Raw genomic sequence first — 18,804 nt, forward strand, 5'->3', positions numbered from 1 at the left:
TTATCCGCCGGCCGCGATCGGCGCGGCGGATTCCATGGGTCACCGCTCGGACAGCTCGGTGGCCGCTTCGGCTGGCCGCGGCCCGCGCAGGTCCGGCTCCGGCTCCTGTCGTGGTGCCGGCGCCGGCCTGGTGCCGGCAGCGGACGTCGCCGCCTGTGCCTGTTCGCTGGCATCGTCGGCTTCTTCGGCCGCGTCGTCGGCAGATGCCGCGGCCTGCGCCGCCATCGCGGTGGCGAACGCCGCCTGTGCACTGGCAAACAGGTTGGACACCGAACCGACCATCTGCAGCCAACGGGCGCCGTTGACCTTGCCGGGCACCTCCAGCTTGCCGGCGATGAAGCCACCGGCGAGGCCGACCACCACGATGCGCAGTGGCGACCAGCCCTGGCGCCAGACCTGGCTGAGCGTGGACCAGTGATCCTGGGTCTCGCCCAGGCGCACGGTCACCACCTGTTCGCAGCGCTTTACCCGCCGCTGCAGCGCACCGAACTTCATGGCTTGCCCTCCGGCAACTGTACGCCCGCGTCGGGGTCATCTTCGCTGGGTTCATCGAACAGGCCCAGGCGGGACAGCTGGCGACGGGTGGCGTGCATGCCGGTGTGGTGGAAGAAGTAGGACACCCGCCAGATCGCATAGCCGGTGACGGCCAGGCTCAGCAGCGAGGTGATCAGCAGCGCCTGCAGCCAGCTCAGGCCCCAGCTCTGCAGCAGGGCGATAAGGGTGGCGGCCATCAGCAGCCAGGCCGAGGCACCGAATACGATCGCCACACCGGCCCAGGCCAATGCACGGCCAAACGCACTGCGCGCCAGCGCGAAGTCGGCCGAGGCCAGCCGCCGCAGTGAACGCACCGTGTGCTTGGCCGAATCGGCGGCGGCACGTCCGGCCGCGCCGACCTGGCGGATGCTCTCATCCAGCGGCGGGGTGGCCGCCGGATCAGGGGCTTGCGCGTTGTCTTCGCTCACGCCGCGGCTTACTTGTCGCTGCCGCGGGCCAGCTTGGCGATGATCCAGCCGGCCGCGAAGGCGACGCCGAACGAGGCCAGCGGACGTTCGCGGATCAGCTCGGCGGCGCTGTCGATCAGGTCCTTGCCCTTGTCCATCAGCGCATCGACCTGCTCCTTGGCGGCGGCACCGCCGAACTCGGCAGCGGCCAGACCGGACAGCGCGCTGTCAGACAGCTCAGCCTTGACGTTGGCCTTGCCGATGCGCAGTTCGTCGGTCGCTGCACCAGTGGCACCCTTGATCGCACCGCCTGCGGCACTGGCCGCCTGCTTCAGGTGGGAACCGGCTTCACCCAGGTGGTCCTTCAGGTTCTCGGTATTGGTGGGGCTCATCGAATCACTCCTGTTGCGATGGGGGAAACGGGGGTCGGCAGTGCCGACCTGGACTGACAGCAATAGCATTGCCGGGGTATAGGGGGTGTTACGGCAGGGCGATCAGCGCATCACGAGCTGGCCCTGCTGCTGGCCATTGTTGCGCAGTACGCGCAGGACCAGGGTTGGCGGGCGCTGCTGGAAGTTGGCACGCCAGCTGGCCAGATCGGCGAATTCACCCACCGTGGCATCGGTGATGATGTCGCCCTGCTGCAGGCCGTTGCTGGCTGCGCGGCTGCCGCGTTTGACCTCGCTGACCAGCACGCCGTTGGCGCCGGACTGGCGCAGCGATTCGGGCAGGTCGACGAAGGTGGCCCCGCCCAGGCGCGGGTCCAGGCTGTCGCCGGTGACCGCGCGGGCCTGCTCCTTCAGCGTAGCCTTGATCTGCAGCGGCTTGCCTTCGCGGCGGACTTCCAATGCCATCGTGCTGCCCACCGCCGCCAGGCCCTCCACGTTGTGCAGGGCTTCGGCGCTGTCCACGCGCTGGCCGTTGGCCGACACCACCACATCGCCCGGCTTCAGGCCCGCCGCCGCCGCGGCCGAACCAGCCAACACGCGGGTGACCAGCGCGCCGCGGGTTTCGCCCAGGCCCAAACCCTGGGCGATCTGCGCGGTCAGGTTCTGGCTTTCCACGCCGAGCGTGCCGCGCACCACCACGCCGTGCTTGACCAGCTGGTCGACCACGCTGCGCGCCAGGTTCGAAGGAATCGCCAGGCCAAGGCCGATGTTGCCGGCCATGCTGCCCTGCGGATTGAAGCTGGCGGTATTGATGCCGACCAGCTGGCCCTGCAGGTCGACCAGCGCACCGCCGGAGTTGCCCGGGTTGATCGACGCATCGGTCTGGATGAAGTTCTGGTAGCCCAACCCACGGATGCCGCTGCGGCCCACCGCCGAGACGATGCCGGAGGTGACCGTCTGGCTGAAGCCGAACGGGTTGCCGATGGCCACTACGAAGTCGCCCACGCGTAGCTGGTCGCTGTTGCCGAGCTTGATGTCGGTCAGGTTCTGCGCCGGGATGCGGATCAGCGCGATGTCGGTATCGCGGTCCGAACCGAGGAATTCGGCCTTGACCGTGCGTCCGTCGGCCAGTGTCACCTGCACGTCATCGGCGTTGTCGATGACGTGATGGTTGGTCAGCACCAGGCCTTCCTTGGCGTCGATGATCACGCCCGAGCCAAGCGATTCGTTGATGCGCTCCTGCGGGATGTCCGGGAACAGGCGGCGGAAGAACGGATCGTTGAAGAAGGGGTTGCGCACGCGCACCACCTGCTTGGTATTGACGCTGACCACGGCCGGCATCGCCTTCTCCAGCATCGGCGCCAGCGACGGCGCCGCCTGCCCGGCCACCGAGGCCGGCAACGCTGCGGTGGTCGGCAGCACCGCAGGCAACGGCGCGGCGTCGGCACGGTTGTCCAGGTGGGCATTGATGCCGGTGGCAACGAAGCCACCGAAGGCGGCGGCGATTGCGAGCGTGAGCAGGGTGGGAAGCGGTCGCATGGGAGTCGGTTCGCAGGCGGGAGTGGGGGCGGTTCGGCCCTACGGTAGAACAAGCTGAATGAGTCTGTCGCGAACTGGATAAATGCGCCATGAAAACCGGCTGCTCCGACGTGGGGCGTGCGGGTCGGCAACGGGGCGGTGGCGACACCGGGAGAGCGAGTTCGTGCGCCGCGGAAGTGCACCGCGTACCACGCTGACACAGGCCGATACTTGCGCAGTTCCGCGCAACCCGGTGCCGCAATGCGCCACAACGCTTGCCTGTCGCTGTAGTCAGGAAGATGCATGCAGGCGTGCACTGTCGCCGCGCACCCCGCACAGCGCAGCACTGAAAAAAAGGGGTTTCCTGCAAACCCAGGGTGTCGGTGAGAGTGGCGGGCTACACCATTGCTGTCGCAACAGATGCGATTGTCGGCGCGTGCCCCGTTCCACGATCGTCAATGTCGGTATAGCATCGCCCCGTTTTGATACTAAAGGCCCCCAGGAGGGCAACATGAGCAACGGTAATGGTAATGGTGTGTCGGTCGTGACCGACGCCGTCGAGAACGTCAAAGAAGTCGCCACCAACGTTGGCGAGACCATCGCCCACGCTGCCGAGGACGCAGTGAAGTCGGTCAAGAAGACCGTCAAGCGCGCGACCAAGGCTGCCGGTACCCGCGTTGCCAAGGCCAAGAAGGCCGTGGCCAAGGTCGAGAAGACCGTTGCCAAGAAGGCCGAGAAGGCTGCCAAGTCGGTCGGCAAGACCGTTGCCAAGGCAAAGCAGAAGCTGGAAGCGGCCAAGAAGAACGCCAAGGCCGAAGCTGCTGCCCTGAAGAAGGAAGTGGCCAAGAAGAAGGCGGCTGCAGGCAAGGCCGTGACCAAGAAGGCGGCCGCCGCCAAGAAGACCACCAAGGCCGCCACCAAGGCTGCCGGCAAGAAGGTCGCTACCGTGAAGAAGGCCGCTACCAAGAAGGCTGCCGTCGCGAAGAAGACCGTTGCCAAGAAGACCGCGGCCGCCAAGAAGGTGGTCGGCAAGAAGGTCGCCACCGCCAAGAAGGCTGTGGCCAAGAAGACCGTCGCCGCCAAGAAGGTCGCCGGCAAGAAGGTCGTGGCTGCGAAGAAGGTTGTCGGCAAGAAGGTTGCCGCCACCAAGAAGGTCGTGGCCAAGAAGACCGTCGCTGCCAAGAAGGTCGCCGGCAAGAAGACCGCCGCCGCCAAGAAGGTTGTCGGCAAGAAGGTTGCTGCTACCAGGAAGGTCGCCACCAAGAAGACCGCTGCTGCCAAGAAGGTTGTCGGCAAGAAGGTTGCCGCGACCAAGAAGGTTGTCGCCAAGAAGGCTGCACCGCTGAAGAAGGTCGCCGCCAAGAAGGCTCCGGCCAAGAAGGCTGCCGTCAAGAAGGCCCCGGCCAAGGCCGTGCGCAAGGTCGCCAAGCGCAAGTAATCGCGCCGTGACCGAAGGCCCTGCCACCCACCGGGTGGTGGGGCCTTTCGCATTCATGGGACACGGTCTGGGGCAAGATGCAGGTTCTTCCTGCCGGAGCCCGACCATGCGCGGTATCGACTTCAGTTCCTGGCAGGGCGTGCTGTCCACGTTGGCCGGCCTGGTCCTGATCACCCTGCTGGGCGTGGGTATCCGCCTGCTGGTGATGCAGACCCTGCAGCAGCGCCGTGAGCGTGAGAACCGGCAGATCAACGAACGCCTGCGCACGCTGATGGCGGCCTACAAGACCCTGGGAGGCTCGTTCACCGGTGAACTCGGTGTCGATCCCAGCCACCGTCGCGACCTGCGCCAGCGCGAAGATGCCGAAGGCATCGCCGAACCGCGCTCGGACCGCGCGCGGCGCATCCGTGATGCGGTTGAAGCGGCGCTGTCGGACATCCTGCTGCTGGGCACCGACGAACAGGTGCGGCTGGCTGCGCGCGCTGCCAACGAACTCGCGCAGGGGCGGCCGGTGCACACCCACGAGCTGGTGATCTCGCTGCGCGACTTCGTGCGTGAAGCGCTGGACCTGGCCCCGATCCCGTCCGACCTGCAGATTCCACGCCAGGGCCCGACCCGGCCCGTTGCCGGCGCCGGCAAGAACCGCAACGAGGGCGATGCCAAGGCAGGCCGTACCGGAGGCGGCGGAGGAGGCGGTGGCGGGATGGGAGCCGGCATGGGCCTCGGCGCCGGCGCCGCACTGGGCGCCGGCCATGCGGCGTCCGCTGACGAGGCGGACGCGCGCTGAGCGCGTCCACCCGGTTCAGCACTTCGTTCAGCGCTTCAGCTCGTAGATCGGCACGAAGCCGCCGTAGATCATCCGCGCGCCGTCGAACGGCATCGGATTCTTCGCTGGATCAAACCGCGGGTCTTCCATCATCTTTGCCATGCCCGCGTCGCGGGTCGGCTTGTCCGGCCATTCGATCCAGGAAAACACCACCGTCTCATCCGGCGTGGCTTTCACCGCGCCGAAGAAGTCGGTGGTCTTGCCGTGCGGCACGTCATCGCCCCAGCACTCGACCACGCGCAGCGCACCGAATTCGATGAAAACGGGATCACCCGTGCGAGCGTGTGCGAGGAACTTCTCCTTGTTGGCGCTGGGCACTGCCAGCACGAAACCATCGATGTAGCTCATAGCCTTTCTCCGGGATGGACCGTGCCGCATGCACGGCCTTCATGTGTTCGACGAACGGGGGCGACACGGATCGACACCCCGCTGACGCCTGTTCAGCGCGGGCCGCCGGGCAGCGGGGCCAGCACGGTGTCCGGCGGCTGCTGGCCGGACAGATGGCGCACGAAGTAGTCCCACATGCGATGCGTGTAGGTGGCGTCGTTGCGGAACAGCTCATGGTCCTGGCGCGCCAGGTACAGCAGGTCGTACTCGCGCTGGGCCTTGTTCAGGGCTGCGGCAAGCTGCAGGGTCAAGGCCGGTGGCGCGTTCTCGTCCAGCTCGCCATAGACCAGCAGCAGATGCCCGCGCAGGTTGCCGGCCAGTGCCGCATTGTCGAGCCCGGCAAACGGTGGTGGCGGGCCATCGGCCAGGGCTGTCGCCGCCTGCACACCGCCGAACAGCCGGTCCATGCCATGGACGGCCCCGCCATACATGCCCTGGAAGTTGTGGCTGCCGGCCGAGGCCACGCCCACCTTGTAGAACGCCGGATGGCGCAGCAGGGCGCGCGCCGCACTGTAGCCACCGAACGAATGCCCGTAGATGCCGACCCGCTGCAGGTCGATGCCGCGGTAGCGTTCGCCCAGCTGGCGCAGCGCGGCCACGTGGTCGTCCAGCTGTACATCGGCAGCGTGCAGGAAGCTGCTGTCATGGAAGGCCTTGTCACGGCCGCCGGTGCCGCGCGCATCGATGCTGACCACCACGAAACCCAGTTCGGCCAGGCTGGCGCGCGACACCGGATTCTGCGCCGAAACCGCCTCGGTGTAGGTCACTGGCGCATTGCTGATGAAGGAGCCGCCGTACATCGCATCGATCACCGGGAAACTGCCGTCATCGCGGTAGTCGCGAGGCAGGTAGACGGTGGCGAAGATCGGCGTGCGTCCATCGGCGGCCAGCAGCCGCTCGCGGCGTGGCGGGCGCCAGCCGGCAGCGACCACTGCGCGGGTATCGGCGTCCTCCAGCACCATCACTTCACGGCCGTCATCGCTGCCACGCAGCACCGTGCGTGGCGGCTGTGCAAGGTTGGACACCGTATCCACCAGATAGCCCCCGTGCGGCGACAGCGCCTGCGGCGCGCGGCCACCCCACAATGCGCCGGTCCCTGCATCGGCCAGATGGTCGTCGCCATCGGCGGCCAGGCGCTGCACCGGCCCGCCCTGCAGAGATACCCGGTACAGGCCGCGCACATAGGGATCGCCCCCCTCGACACCGCCAGCGCTGAAGTAGGCCCAACCGCCCGCGCTGTCCACACCGATCAGGTCACGCACGGCCCAGCGCCCACGGGTCAGCTGGCGCACCCGTTTGCCGTCGGACAGGCGTACCCGGTACAGGTGGCCCCAGCCATCGCGCTGCGAGTACCAGATCGCGGCATCCAGGCCAGGCAGGATCGCTACGGCTGGCCGGTTGTAGGCGTACAGATTGAGCTGCAGTCGGGTGTCGCTGGCTTCCTCCAGCACCGTGCGCAGCGCACCGCTGCCTGCATCGATTTCCACCAGGCGCAGCCGCCGTGGCACGCCGAAGTGGGCGATCGCCGCATACAGATGATCACCGTCCCAGCCGAGCACGCCGGCTTCGCTGAGAGTGTTCCAGCCCTCGGGCAAGGCAATCTCATGCTGCCGGCCACTGCGGGTATCGACCACATACAGGCCGTCACGCACCTGCTGCGCATCGCCCAGCAATCCCAGTTTCACCATGTGCACGCGTGGCCGCGCGCCGTTGGCCGGCGTGCTTTCCAGATAGGGGTAGTCCTGCAGCGCACGCTCGTCGTAGCGGATGCCAGCCACGTAGCGGCCATCGGGCGACCAGCTGGCGGCGAACGGCCGTGCCGGCATCCGGCCCTGGCGGCGCGGAATACCGCGCAGGGTGAAGTCGGGCAGCACGCCATACCCGTGGCCGGGTGCGCCGTCGGTGGTCAGCGCCCTCGGTGCCGTTCCGCGTCGCTGCAACCAGAGGTTGTGGTCGCGTACCTGCAGCCAGGCCTCGCCATCGGGCGAGGGCAATGCATCGGCTGGGGCGGCTGCAGACAGCGCCGGTGCGCACTGCCAACGCGGCCACAGGCAGTCGATGCCCGCGTCGCCGCCGAACTGCAGGCGCAGGCCATCGGCCAGCAGTTGCACGTTGGCCAGCCGCAGGTGCTGCCCGCTGGCACTCAGGGAGTCAGCCACGTGGTCCAGGGTGGCGGTGTCGAACAGGATCTGGCGGGTGGCCTGTACCGGATCGACCAGTACGCCCTGGCGCCGGCCGTGGATGTCTTCACGTTCGTACCAGAAGCGGCCGTCGTCCAGCCAGTTCGGCAGGATCGAGGCGTTGCGCAGCACACCGCGCAGATGACTGTCGTGCACGCGCTCGGCGCGCTGGTAGTCGGCGGGCTGCAACGGCTGTGCCGTCGCGCTGGAGAAGATGCCTGCGCATGCCAGTACGGCAGCGTACAACCGGAACTGCAGCGGGGCAGGCACGTGCAAGGCAACCTCCTGTTGCAATCGTCAATCGATCTGAAATGCACGCGCGCCGCGCGCGTATGCCAGACGCAGCCTGAATCAAGCCAAAAAATTCAGCAATGCGAAGACTGCTGTTTTCAGGGAGCGTTGTGGCGAATAACGGAGAATTTACATTCCCGATGCGATGGCGCCCTGGCGCTGCTGCACACCATAAGAAAGTAAAGGTGTACCCCCATGAAGAATTCGCTGATTGCTCTGGCCCTGGCCGCTGCCCTGCCGTTCACCGCCTCGGCTGCCGAGAACCTGTCCTACAACTACGCCGAGGCCGATTACGCCAAGACCGACGTTGACGGCATCAAGGCTGACGGCTGGGGCGTGAAGGGTTCCTACGGTTTCCTGCCGAACTTCCACGCCTTCGGCGAATACAGCCGTCAGGAAGTCGACCACACCAACATCAAGGTTGACCAGTGGAAGGTCGGTGCCGGCTACAACGTCGAAATCGCTCCGTCGACCGACTTCGTTGCCCGCGTTGCCTACCAGAAGTTCGACCGCAAGCACGGCCTGGACTTCAACGGCTACAGCGCTGAAGCCGGTATCCGTACCGCCTTCGGCGCCCACGCCGAGGTCTACGGCATGGTCGGCTACGAAGACTACGCCAAGAAGCACGGCGTCGACATCGACGGCCAGTGGTACGGCCGCCTGGGTGGTCAGGTCAAGCTGAACCAGAACTGGGGCCTGAACGGCGAGCTGAAGATGAACCGTCACGGCGACAAGGAATACACCGTCGGCCCGCGCTTCAGCTGGTAACTGCTGCCTCGGCGCGGATGCGCGCTGAAGAAGCCTCGGCAGGCCCGGCTCTTGCCGGGCCTGTTGCGTTGTGACGAACCGAAACGGCACCTGACCACACGCGCGGTGCCATTGCTGCGTTGCAATGAATTGGATTCCGCTGTCTCCAGCACCGACCTACGGTGGGCGTTCCGTATTGCTGGAGCTGCTGTGATGGCACCTGCTGCTGCTCTGTCTGCCGATCGGCCTTGCCGGGTGGCGCTGCTGGATCCGCACCCGGTATTGCGACTGGGCGTGGAAGTGCTGCTGCGCCAGCACAACGGTGTGCAGGTACGGGTGAGTCTTTCCAGCGAACAGCGCCTGCTGCGGCTGCTGGAGCGCAGTCCCACCTGCATCGACCTGCTGGTGTTCGACGCCTTGCCGATGGGCGACCTGGGTGATGGGGTGGCCTTGCTGCGCGTACTCTCGCAACGCTGGCCGACGCTGCCGGTGCTGGTGCTGTCGGCACACTGCAACGCCAGCGCGGTGACCACGACCATGCGCGCGGGTGCACGCGGTTTCCTGTCCAAATCGACGGCACCGGACATGCTCCTGCGCGCGGTCGATGTCGTGGCCCGGGGCGGGCGCTTCGTGCCGCCGGAGCTGCGTGCGGAGCTGAACCTGCCGGGCGCACGGCACGCCCCCACGCCGACACTGGCACCGCTCAGCCAGCGCGAGCGCGAGGTGCTCGGTCTGGTGTTGAAGGGATTCAGCACCACCGAAATGGCGCTGCGCGCCGGCCGTTCGGCCAGCACCATCAGTTCGCAGAAAACGTCGGCCTATCGCAAGCTCGGCATCCGCGGCGACGGCGACCTGTTCCGCTTCCGCCACCTGCTCGAATGCGGTTGAGCGGAGTTACTCGCCCTGGTACTGCTTTTCTTCCACCAGCGCTGAGCCGGCCACGCGGTTGATCTCGTTCTTCACCTGCACGCGCTCGCCATTGGTGCCGTACACGCCACGCGCCAGCTGGATGAACGCGTCGTCGAATACCTGTGCCGCTTCCTTGTCGCGCAGCTGGTCCTGGATGTCCCACATGCGCTCGTTGATCGCCTTCAGCTGCTGCTTCAACGCGGCCAGTGCCGGCTGCGCCTGCAGCTGTTGCTGCAGCAGTGGCAGCAGGCCGTCCAGCTCGGTGCGCACGTTGGCCAGCTTGGTGGCCTCGTTGATGCGTTCAGCCTTGATCTCGAGAATGGTGATCTTGTCGATCAGCTCGCCGATCGATACCGGGGTCAGGATGGCGTCCACGCGGTTGGTTCCTGGAAACGAGGCGACATGATACCGCGCCGGCAAGCGCAGGCCCGGACCAATGGGATTTACGCCGAATTTGCGCTGCGGGCCGGGCAACACCCTCGATCCGTTACGGCCACTGCTTCGACACTGCCGTCCCGGCGGCGTGGCCGCCTTCGACGAGGAACACAGTGCAGTGAACAGCAAGGGGATGATGGCGGCGACGGTGGCCGCAGTGGCAGGCCTGCTCGGCGCGGGCAGCGCGCAGGCACAGGTGCAGGTGAGTGGCAGTGCGGCATTGACCACCGATTACGTGTGGCGCGGCAGTTCGCAGAGCGATGGTGACCCGGCGGTGCAGGCCGGCGCGAAGGTCGCGATCGCGTCGGGCTGGTATGCCAGCGCGTGGGGCTCCAACGTCTCGTTCACGCCGGACAATGGCGCGCACAGCGAGTTCGACCTGGTCGCCGGCTGGTCTGGTGCACTGGCCCCGGACTGGACGCTGGATGCGAACCTGACCCGCTACCTGTACCCGGGCACCGGCCGCACGCTGGATTGGACCGAGCTCAACACTACGCTGACCTGGAAGCAGCGCGCCTGGCTGCAGGTCGCGCATTCCAACGACGCACTGGCCGGCGGCCATCGCGGTACCTATGCCCAGCTGGGCGTGCGCGTGCCGCTGCACGAGCGCTTCCGGCTGGAAGCTGCGGTGGGCCGGTACTGGTTGGCCAACGCGCAGGGGCCGGACTACCTGCATGGCCAGCTCAGCGCGATCGCGACGCTGACGCCGGCATGGGAACTGCGCGCCACCGTGCATGACACCGACAGTGCGGCCAAGCGCCTGTTCCCGGGCAACGCCGGCGGTCGCTGGGAACTGGCGTTGCAGGGCAGCTTCTAGTTGGCCGCCGCCTGGCGCGCACGCAGCGCGCCGGGCAACCACAGCAGCAGGGCCAGTACGGCCACCGCCGTACCGGCCACGCACACGCCGGTCCAGCCGAAGTGCTGGTACACCTGCGCCGACAGCAGCGAGCCCAGCGACCCCCCGATGAAGTAGCCGGTCATGTAGCCAGCGTTGAGGCGATTGCGCGCGGCGGGTTGCAACGCATAGATCAGGTTCTGGTTGCTGACATGCAGCAGCTGCGCGGCAAGGTCGAGCACGACCACGCCCACCAGCAGTGCCATCAGCGAATGTGCCGACAGGCCCAGCGGAAGCCATGACAGCAGCAACAGCACCAGCGCGATGGCGGTGGCGCGACCGGTCTGGCCGCGGTCGGACATGCGACCGGCCAGGCCGGCGGCCAGTGTGCCGGCCGCACCCACCAGCCCGAACAGACCGATGCTGGCATCGCTGTATGCATACGGTGGCTGTGCCAGCAGGAAGGCGAGCGGGGTCCAGAAGATCGCGAACATGGCGAAGCTGCAGGCGCCCAGCAGGGTACGTTGGCGCAGGACCGGTTCCTGCACGAACAGCACGCCGATCGAGCGCAGCAGCGCGAAATAGCCGAGTCCTGCGCTGTGGTGGAAGCGCGGCAAGCCGCGTTGCAGGGCCAGTGCAGTCAGTACCAGGGTGGCGGCGGCGATCGCATAGACCAGGCGCCAGTCGCCCAGACTCGAAAGCAGGCCCGCCACGGTGCGCGCGAGCAGGATGCCCAGCAGCAGGCCACTCATCAGCGTGCCGACCACGCGGCCGCGATGTTCCGGCGCCGCCAGGGTGGCCGCGAAAGGCACCAGCACCTGTGCCACCACCGAGAACAACCCGGTGATGGCGGTCCCCACCAGCAGCCAGGCCAGCGAAGGTGCACAGGCACTGATCACCAGGCCGCCGGCCGACAGCAGGCTCATCACCACGATCAGTCGGCGTCGTTCAAACAGATCGCCCAGCGGTACCAGCAGGATCAGGCCTGCGGCGTAGCTCAGCTGTGCGGCAGTGACCACCATGCCGACCTGGCCGAACGGCACGCCGAAGGCGTCGGCAATGGTGTGCAACAGAGGCTGCGCGTAGTAGTTGCTGGCGACGGCCACGCCGGTGGCGACGGACATCAGCAGGACCTGCCAGCGGTGCAGCGGGGGGAGGGAGGGGCTCACACGGTGTTCCAGAAAGCGGGGTGCACAGTGTCGACCTGCTACAGGCATGATGGAAATGAATCATCATCATCCCTGTCATCTGAAATCGAGATGGTCGCATGAACCTCAAACAGCTCGAGTTTGCCGTCGCCCTGGCCGAGGAGGGCAACTTCACCCGTGCGGCCGAACGCTGCCACGTGGTGCAGTCCGCGCTCAGCCACCAGATCGCCCATCTGGAACAGGAACTGGGGACGCCGTTGTTCGAGCGCCTGCCACGCCAGGTAAGGGCCACCGCCGCCGGCGAGGTCGTGCTGATGCACGCGCGGCAGGTGCTGGCCAGCCTGCGTCACCTGCGTGCCGAGGTGGCCGCGGTCAGTGGGGATGTCCGCGGATTGCTGGCGATCGGGCAGATTTCCTCGCTCACCGATATCGACGTAGTGGCGATGCTGGCGGCCTTCCAGCAGGTTCACCCGCAGGTGGAGTTCCAGTTGCGCGTGGACAAGAGCGAGGACCTGATCGCGCAGGTGCAGTCGCGCGCGCTGGATGTGGCTCTGGTCGGACTGGCACCTTCGGCGGGCCTGGAGGGCGTCTGTCACCAGATGCTGCAGGAAGAGGATCTGGTGGCGGTGCTGGCGCCGTCGCACCGGCTGGCCAGGCGCAAGCGCCTGCCACTGGCTGCCTTGCAGGATGAGGCGCTGGTCGACTTCCCGCGCGGCACGGGCGCTCGCCGTCAGACCGATGATGCCTTTGCTGCGGCTGGCCTGCCGCACGTGGTGCGCTTTGAGGTCAACCTGATGGAACTGGTGGAGCGTTTCGTCCGCCATGGGCTGGCGGTCGGCATCGTGCCGGTGTTGATCGCCGAAGGCTTCGAAGGGGTGGTGCGGATCCCGCTGCAGCCGACTCCGACCCGGCGCGTGCACCTGGTCTGGCAGCGGGTGCCGACCCCGGCCGCACGCGCCTTCGTCGAGGCCGTGCTCAGCCGCGCAGGCGCAGGCTCAGGCCCTTGAGGAAATTGCGCAGCATCTGGTCCAGGCAGCGCCGGTAGTTGGTGTGCCCGGGCTGGCGGAACAGGGCGCCGAGTTCCGACTTGGACACGTTGAAACCGGCGTTGGCGAAGATCTCCATCAGGTCCACATCGCGCAGCTGGAAGGCCACGCGCAGCTTCTTCAGCACCAGATTGTTGTCGATGCGGGTTTCCACCGCGCGCTGTGGCTGGCTTTCGTCGCGACCGCGCAGGTGCACGATCAGCCCGTCGAGGAAGTGCGCCAGCGCGCTGTCGTTCATCGCCTCGAAGCCGGCTTCATCCTCGCGGTACAGCCAGGCTTTCACCTGCTCGGTATCCACGGCGAAGGCCGGATCGGCCAGCTGGCACAGGGTCACCACGTGGTGGTCACCCAGGTCCAGGGAGTAGCGCACGCTGCGCAGCACATCGTTGTTGATCATGGCCCATTGTACCGGTCGCCCTGTAGCTGGGGTCAGATCCCTTTGCTGCAGGCAAAGGGATCTGACCCCGGGATCTGGCCGATCCGGCAACACGGGTGCAGGCCGACGGTGCCAGAATGGGGGTCTGGTTTCCCCTGGAGTTGCCTGATGCCCCGCACTGTCCTGATTACCGGCGCCACCTCCGGCTTCGGCGCCGCTGCCGTCCACCGCTTCGCCCAGGCGGGCTGGAAGGTGATCGCCACCGGCCGTCGCGGCGAACGCCTGCAGCCGCTGGTCGAGCGCTATGGCAAGGATGTGGTGCATGCCGCGGTCTTCGACATCCGCGACCCGGTGGCGATGGAAGCAGCGCTGCTGGCGCTGCCGCCGGCCTTCGGCGACATCGATCTGCTGGTCAACAACGCCGGCCTGGCGCAGGGCACCGCGCCGGCGCAGGGCGCCAAGCTGTCGGACTGGACCACGATGATCGACACCAACATCACCGCGCTGGTGACCCTGACCCACCACCTGCTGCCGCAGCTTGTGGAGCGCAAGGGCGCAATCATCAACATTTCCTCGGTGGCGGGCGTCTACCCGTACCCGGGCGGCAACGCCTACGGTGGTACCAAGGCCTTCGTCAGCCAGTTCTCGCTGGGCCTGCGTTCGGACCTGCACGGCACCGGCGTGCGCGTGACCACGATCGAGCCGGGCATGGCCGAGACCGAGTTCACCGTGGTGCGTACCCACGGCGACCAGAATGCGTCGGACAAGCTGTACAACGGTGCCAACCCGATGACCGCCGAGGACATCGCCGAACAGATCTTCTGGGTGGCGACGTTGCCCCCGCACCTGAACATCAATCGCCTGGAACTGATGCCGGTCAGCCAGTCGTTCGCCGGGTTCCAGGTGGCCCGCGAAGGCTGACGGCCCCGTGTAGCGTCGAGCTTGCTCCACTGGGGCCGCAAACGGCAGTCGAGCAAGCTCGACGCTACGAAACAAAAAAAGCCGGGCAATGCCCGGCTTTTTCCGTTGTCAGGCCCGAACGATCACTGCGCCTTGATCGCCATCGCCTGCAGGCCGGTGCCATCCAGCTTCTGCTTGGCTTCGGACAGTTCGCCTGCGCTGCCGTACGGCCCCATGCGCACGCGGTACACCGTCTTGCCGTTGATCTGTGCCGACTCCACACGTGCCGCCAGGCCCATCATCGCCAGCTTGGCCTTGGTCGCCTCGGCATCGCCGGAGGCACCGAAGGCGCCGGCCTGCAGGATGTAGCGGGCGTTGTCGGCGGCAGCCGGTGCGGCAGTGGCGGCCGTCGTCGCGGCTGTGGCGGGAGCGGTTTCCGCACGCGATGGCGAGGTCGCGGCGGCGGTGCCGGTCGCGGCCGGCGCGGTGTTGGCCACTGGCGTCGCCGCCGCCGGGCGCTCGCTCAGCGGCGCAGGCAGCGGACGGCTGGTGGCGGTCACCGGCGCAGTGCTGGCCACGCTGGCGGTCGCCGTCGGTGCCGGGGTGGTGGCCGCCGACGCCGGTACCGGCTTGCCTTCCAGGGCGGCCTGCGCGCGTTGCGCCTCGGCCTTGGCCCGGCGCTGGTCCTCGGCACGCGCGCTTGCGGCCAGCTCGGCGTCGGACATTTCCACTTCCTTGCCCGGCAGCAGCGTGTAGAAGTCGTACTGGGTGGCGGCCGGCTTTTCCGGTTCTGCAGGCTTCGGCGTGGCCGGCTGCGCGGCCGGTTGGGCGCCGACATCACTGTCGGCATCAGCGACCGGGGCCGGCTGCGCGTTCGGATTCGGCTGCGGTCCGGCGCGCAGGAAGCCATCGCCTTCGCCCTTGAACAGGTTCGGCGCCGCCAGGAACACCACGGCCGCGATCGCCACGCCGGCGACCAGCCACACCCATCCGGGTGTGCCCTGGCTGCCGCTGTTGCGTCGTGCCTGGCTTTTGCCGCGTCGTGCTGCCATGTGTACTGCGTCTCCTGATGCTTACATTTTTTCCGGGGCGCTGACGCCCAGGAGTTCGAGGCCGTTGGCCAGCACCTGACGTGCCGCGCAGGCCAGGGTCAGCTTGGCGTTGCGGTCGGCGCTGTCGTCCACCAGCACTGGCGTCCCGTGATACCACGTGTGGAACGCATGCGCCAATTCACGCAGGTACTGCGCCACCAGGTGCGGCTCCAGCGCCACGCCGGCCGTTTCCACCACTTCCGGATACCGCGAGATCTCGTTCATCAGTACCAGCGAGGCGTCGTCGCCCAGGCGGCCGAGGTTGGCCAGGCCGTTGCCCTGTTCGTACACCAGGCCCTTTTCCTGCGCCTGGCGCAGCAGGCTGCAGACACGGGCGTGCGCATACTGCACGTAGAACACGGGGTTGTCGTTGCTCTGCTGGCGGGCCAGGTCGATGTCGAAGGTCAGCTGCGAATCGGGCTTGCGCGCGATCAGGAACCAACGGGTGGCATCGCGGCCGGCCTCTTCGATCAGGTCGCGCAGCGTGAAGTAGCTGCCGGCACGCTTGGACAGCTTCACTTCCTCGCCGCCGCGCATGACGGTGACCATCTGGTGCAGCACGTATTCCGGCCAGCCCTGCGGAATGCCCACTTCCATCGCCTGCAGGCCGGCGCGCACGCGCGCCAGCGAGCCGTGGTGGTCGGCGCCCAGCTCGGTGATCGCGCGCTCGTAGCCGCGCTGCCACTTGGACAGGTGATAGGCCACGTCCGGCACGAAGTAGGTGAAGGTGCCGTCGGACTTGCGCATCACGCGGTCCTTGTCGTCACCGAAGTCGGTGCTGCGCAGCCACAGTGCGCCGCCCTCCTCGTAGGTATGACCGGAGGCCTGCAGCTTGGCCACGGCTTCGGCGACCTTGCCGTCGGCGTACAGCGAGCTTTCCAGGAAATAGATGTCGAAGTCGACGCCGAACGCGGCCAGGTCCAGGTTCTGCTCGTTGCGCAGGTAGGCCACCGCGAAGCGACGGATCGCCTGCATGTCGTCCGGGTCCTTGGCGCCGATCACGAGGGTGCCTTCCAGGTCGACGCTGGCGCCGGCCATGTAGGCGCGACCGACGTCGGCGATGTACTCGCCGCGGTAGCCGCCTTCCGGCCAGCCATCCTGGTCCGGGGCGATGCCCTTCACGCGGGCCTGGACCGACAGCGCCAGGTTTTCGATCTGCACGCCGGCGTCGTTGTAATAGAACTCACGCTTGGCGTTCCAGCCATTGGCGTCGAGCACGCGGGCCACGCAGTCACCGATCGCCGCGGCGCGGCCATGGCCGACATGCAACGGGCCGGTCGGGTTGGCCGACACGTACTCCACGCCCACCGTGCGGCCATTGCCGGACAGGTTGCGGCCGTAGTCGTGGGCGGCCTTGATCACCGACACGGTTTCGCGCTGGTAGGCGGCCGGGGCCAGGTGGAAGTTGATGAAGCCGGGGCCGGCGATCTCGACCTTGCTGACGTCCTCGCTGCGCGGCAGCGCCTCGACCAGCGCCTGGGCCAGTGCGCGCGGATTGCTGCGCGCGGCCTTGGCCAGCAGCATGGCGGCATTGGTGGCGAAGTCGCCATGGTCGCGGGTCTTCGGGCGCTCGACCACGAAGTCCGGCGGCAGGGAGTCGGCGGGCAGGGTGCCATTGGCGCGCAAGGCTTCGATGCCTTGGCTGATCAGGGCGCGGAGGAGATTTTTCACGAGGCCTGCTGTGAGAATGAGCGGCGGAATCGCCCATTTTAGCGCAGATGCCCGCGCCCACGCTGACCAGAACATGCCTGCGGGGACGCCTGCCCGCCCCCAACCGGGGGCAATCAGCCGAACAGGCGCGGCTGGGGCTGCGCCAGCAGGCCCCGTTCAGCAAACGAAACGGGGCGCCCCTCGCCCACCACGAAGTGGTCCAGCAGGCGTACATCCACCAGGGCCAGCGCCTGCTGCAGTTCATCGGTGATGCGGGTATCGGCGCCGGAGGGCTCCGGGTCGCCGGAGGGGTGGTTGTGGCTGAGGATCACCGCCGCGGCGTTGTGCAGCAGGGCGCGGCGCACCACCTCCCGGGGGTAGACCGGGGCGGCATTGATGGTGCCCTGGAACAGTTCCTCGCAGGCGATCAGGCGATGGCGGTTGTCCAGGAACAGGACCATGAAGATCTCGCGGGCCTGGCCGCGCAGGCGATGCTGCAGGTAGCGGCCGACCGCGCCAGGATTGTCGCCGACCGCCTCACCGTGCTGCAGCTCGGCGGCCAGATAGCGCTGGGCCAGCTCCAGCCCGGCGGCCAGGGTGCAGCTGCGGGCCGGACCCAGCCCTGGCAGGCGGGCCAGCTCGCGGGCAGGACGGTCCAGCAGCACCCGCAGCGGGCCGTGTGCCTGCAGCAGGTCGCGCGCGGCCTGTACCGCGTCGCGGCCGCCGAAGCCTGAGCCGAGGAACAGCGCCAGCAGTTCGGCGTCGGACAGCGTGGCGGGGCCGCGCGCGATCAGTTTCTCGCGGGGACGTTCCTGTTCGGGCCAGTCATGGATGGGCATGCCTGCATCATCGCCAGCCGGCGCGATGCTTCCCATCGGGGCATGACGCATGCCGGGGTAAGCCCAGGCCTCAGCTGCGTCGCGACTGCAGATAGGCGAACAGTTCCTGGTTGGTCTGCAGACCCAGCTTGCGCTTGGCCTCGGCCTTCTGCCGGCTGATCGTCTTCGGGCTGCGCCCGCAGTGGACGGCAATGGCGTTTACTTTCAGGCCGGCGGCCAGCAGCTCCAGCACTTCCTGCTCGCGCGCCGACAATGCTGCCGGTTCGCGCGCGAACATCAGATCGCGCGCCTGCAGATGGTGGCGCAGCTGCTGCGAGACGAACACATGACCGGCCATGGCCGCGTGCAGTGCCTGTGGCAGCTCGCCGAAATCGGCGCATTTGTCGACCAGGCCGCTGACACCTTCGCGCAGCAGCCCGTCGAGCAGCCCGGGATGGCGGGCGCCGGTCAGTACCACCACCGGCAGGCCTGGATGGCGAGCCTGTAGTTGGCCGATCAATTCCGGTCCATCCGGGCCGGCGCCGGGCATGGACAGGTCGGTCAGTACCGCGTCGCAGCTGTGGTGCTGCACCAGCTGCAGCAGCTGGGCGCCGTCGCGCGCGCTGCCCACGACATCCATCAGATGGGTCTGCAGCACGATGCGGATGCCGTGCAGGACGACGGGATGGTCGTCGGCGATGATGATGCGCGGATGCACGCGGAATCCTCGGGAAGCGAAGCGGCGCACCTGTGGTGGCCAACGTTGATTCTGCAAACGTGATCGGGAGACAGGTATAGGAAAGATCCGAATCGCCGTGCCTTGAACCCCTGAAGCGCTGTGGCGCAAGTCCCATCTGCTGATAGCCGCCGGCTATGTGC

Annotated in this window: 20 protein-coding genes; 7 read left to right on the forward strand and 13 right to left on the reverse strand. The window is 67.4% G+C overall.

Translation table 11 applies throughout. The features are described from left to right. Positions 1–39 precede the first annotated feature (39 nt). The 4 genes from ABH900_RS16545 to ABH900_RS16560 all read right to left on the reverse strand — a co-directional run bounded on the left by ABH900_RS16545 (position 40) and on the right by ABH900_RS16560 (position 2,869). Complete coding sequence (locus tag ABH900_RS16545) at positions 40–495, reverse strand: protein sip-5 (RefSeq protein WP_429624222.1); 456 nt, start codon at positions 493–495, stop codon at positions 40–42. Then, entirely contained in the window at positions 492–962 is a 471-nt protein-coding gene (locus ABH900_RS16550) for a phage holin family protein (protein ID WP_014645651.1), read from the reverse strand. Before ABH900_RS16550 ends, ABH900_RS16545 begins: the two co-directional genes overlap by 4 nt. Before the next feature lie 8 nt (positions 963–970). Continuing rightward, positions 971–1,333, reverse strand: a complete 363-nt coding sequence (locus ABH900_RS16555) for a hypothetical protein (protein WP_429624223.1) — start codon at positions 1,331–1,333, stop codon at positions 971–973. Between the two features lie 102 nt (positions 1,334–1,435). Continuing rightward, complete coding sequence (locus ABH900_RS16560; RefSeq protein ID WP_429624224.1) at positions 1,436–2,869, reverse strand: Do family serine endopeptidase; 1,434 nt, start codon at positions 2,867–2,869, stop codon at positions 1,436–1,438. A 490-nt stretch (positions 2,870–3,359) separates the two neighbouring features. On the opposite strand from ABH900_RS16560, the gene ABH900_RS16565 reads away from it, so the two are divergent. Both ABH900_RS16565 and ABH900_RS16570 read left to right on the forward strand, forming a co-directional pair. After that, complete coding sequence (locus ABH900_RS16565; RefSeq protein ID WP_429624225.1) at positions 3,360–4,286, forward strand: histone; 927 nt, start codon at positions 3,360–3,362, stop codon at positions 4,284–4,286. A gap of 106 nt (positions 4,287–4,392) precedes the next feature. Then, the gene (locus ABH900_RS16570) at positions 4,393–5,073 is read left to right on the forward strand and encodes a hypothetical protein (protein WP_429624226.1); all 681 of its coding nucleotides are present in this window, start codon (positions 4,393–4,395) and stop codon (positions 5,071–5,073) included. A gap of 27 nt (positions 5,074–5,100) precedes the next feature. Here ABH900_RS16570 and ABH900_RS16575 read toward each other — a convergent pair whose 3' ends face one another. After that, positions 5,101–5,460 carry a DUF1428 domain-containing protein gene (locus ABH900_RS16575; RefSeq protein WP_429624227.1) on the reverse strand — a complete coding sequence of 120 codons (360 nt, stop codon included), beginning with the start codon at positions 5,458–5,460 and terminating at the stop codon, positions 5,101–5,103. Between the two features lie 92 nt (positions 5,461–5,552). Beyond that, the gene (locus ABH900_RS16580) at positions 5,553–7,955 is read right to left on the reverse strand and encodes a prolyl oligopeptidase family serine peptidase (protein WP_429624228.1); all 2,403 of its coding nucleotides are present in this window, start codon (positions 7,953–7,955) and stop codon (positions 5,553–5,555) included. A 210-nt stretch (positions 7,956–8,165) separates the two neighbouring features. Here ABH900_RS16580 and ABH900_RS16585 point away from each other — a divergent pair, with 210 nt between their 5' ends. Together ABH900_RS16585 and ABH900_RS16590 are read left to right on the forward strand one after the other, a co-directional pair. Next, positions 8,166–8,738: an Ax21 family protein gene (locus ABH900_RS16585; protein ID WP_005407747.1), complete on the forward strand. Its 573-nt coding sequence runs from the start codon at positions 8,166–8,168 to the stop codon at positions 8,736–8,738. Between the two features lie 192 nt (positions 8,739–8,930). Further along, entirely contained in the window at positions 8,931–9,605 is a 675-nt protein-coding gene (locus ABH900_RS16590; RefSeq protein WP_429624229.1) for a response regulator, read from the forward strand. A gap of 6 nt (positions 9,606–9,611) precedes the next feature. Here ABH900_RS16590 and ABH900_RS16595 read toward each other — a convergent pair whose 3' ends face one another. Then, entirely contained in the window at positions 9,612–10,001 is a 390-nt protein-coding gene (locus tag ABH900_RS16595; protein ID WP_429624230.1) for a DUF6165 family protein, read from the reverse strand. Between the two features lie 178 nt (positions 10,002–10,179). Here ABH900_RS16595 and ABH900_RS16600 point away from each other — a divergent pair, with 178 nt between their 5' ends. Continuing rightward, entirely contained in the window at positions 10,180–10,878 is a 699-nt protein-coding gene (locus ABH900_RS16600; protein ID WP_429624231.1) for a TorF family putative porin, read from the forward strand. On the opposite strand, the gene ABH900_RS16605 is transcribed toward ABH900_RS16600, so the two are convergent. Then, on the reverse strand, positions 10,875–12,020 hold the full coding sequence (locus tag ABH900_RS16605) for an MFS transporter (RefSeq protein ID WP_429624260.1): 1,146 nt from the start codon (positions 12,018–12,020) through the stop codon (positions 10,875–10,877). The two genes, ABH900_RS16600 and ABH900_RS16605, sit on opposite strands and share 4 nt — an antisense overlap. A 143-nt stretch (positions 12,021–12,163) precedes the next feature. Here ABH900_RS16605 and ABH900_RS16610 point away from each other — a divergent pair, with 143 nt between their 5' ends. Continuing rightward, positions 12,164–13,051, forward strand: coding sequence for a LysR family transcriptional regulator (locus ABH900_RS16610; protein ID WP_429624232.1), 888 nt, complete (start codon positions 12,164–12,166; stop codon positions 13,049–13,051). On the opposite strand, the gene ABH900_RS16615 is transcribed toward ABH900_RS16610, so the two are convergent. Further along, positions 13,020–13,487, reverse strand: coding sequence for a DUF1456 family protein (locus ABH900_RS16615; protein ID WP_429624233.1), 468 nt, complete (start codon positions 13,485–13,487; stop codon positions 13,020–13,022). The genes ABH900_RS16610 and ABH900_RS16615 overlap by 32 nt on opposite strands. Positions 13,488–13,634: 147 nt before the next feature. Between ABH900_RS16615 and ABH900_RS16620 the strand changes: the two genes are divergently transcribed. After that, complete coding sequence (locus ABH900_RS16620; protein ID WP_429624234.1) at positions 13,635–14,387, forward strand: SDR family NAD(P)-dependent oxidoreductase; 753 nt, start codon at positions 13,635–13,637, stop codon at positions 14,385–14,387. Between the two features lie 122 nt (positions 14,388–14,509). Here ABH900_RS16620 and ABH900_RS16625 read toward each other — a convergent pair whose 3' ends face one another. The 4 genes from ABH900_RS16625 to ABH900_RS16640 form a co-directional block, all read right to left on the reverse strand. Next, a complete protein-coding gene (locus ABH900_RS16625) occupies positions 14,510–15,418 on the reverse strand; it encodes an SPOR domain-containing protein (protein WP_429624235.1) in 909 nt (302 codons plus the stop codon). A 21-nt stretch (positions 15,419–15,439) separates the two neighbouring features. Beyond that, complete coding sequence (gene argS, locus ABH900_RS16630) at positions 15,440–17,128, reverse strand: arginine--tRNA ligase (RefSeq protein WP_429624236.1); 1,689 nt, start codon at positions 17,126–17,128, stop codon at positions 15,440–15,442. A gap of 113 nt (positions 17,129–17,241) precedes the next feature. Next, complete coding sequence (gene radC / locus ABH900_RS16635) at positions 17,242–17,946, reverse strand: RadC family protein (RefSeq protein WP_429624237.1); 705 nt, start codon at positions 17,944–17,946, stop codon at positions 17,242–17,244. 70 nt (positions 17,947–18,016) lie between these two features. Continuing rightward, complete coding sequence (locus ABH900_RS16640; RefSeq protein ID WP_429624238.1) at positions 18,017–18,643, reverse strand: response regulator; 627 nt, start codon at positions 18,641–18,643, stop codon at positions 18,017–18,019. Between the last annotated feature and the right edge of the window lie 161 nt (positions 18,644–18,804).

The organism is Stenotrophomonas sp. AN71, from assembly GCF_050435725.1.
Lineage (GTDB): Bacteria > Pseudomonadota > Gammaproteobacteria > Xanthomonadales > Xanthomonadaceae > Stenotrophomonas.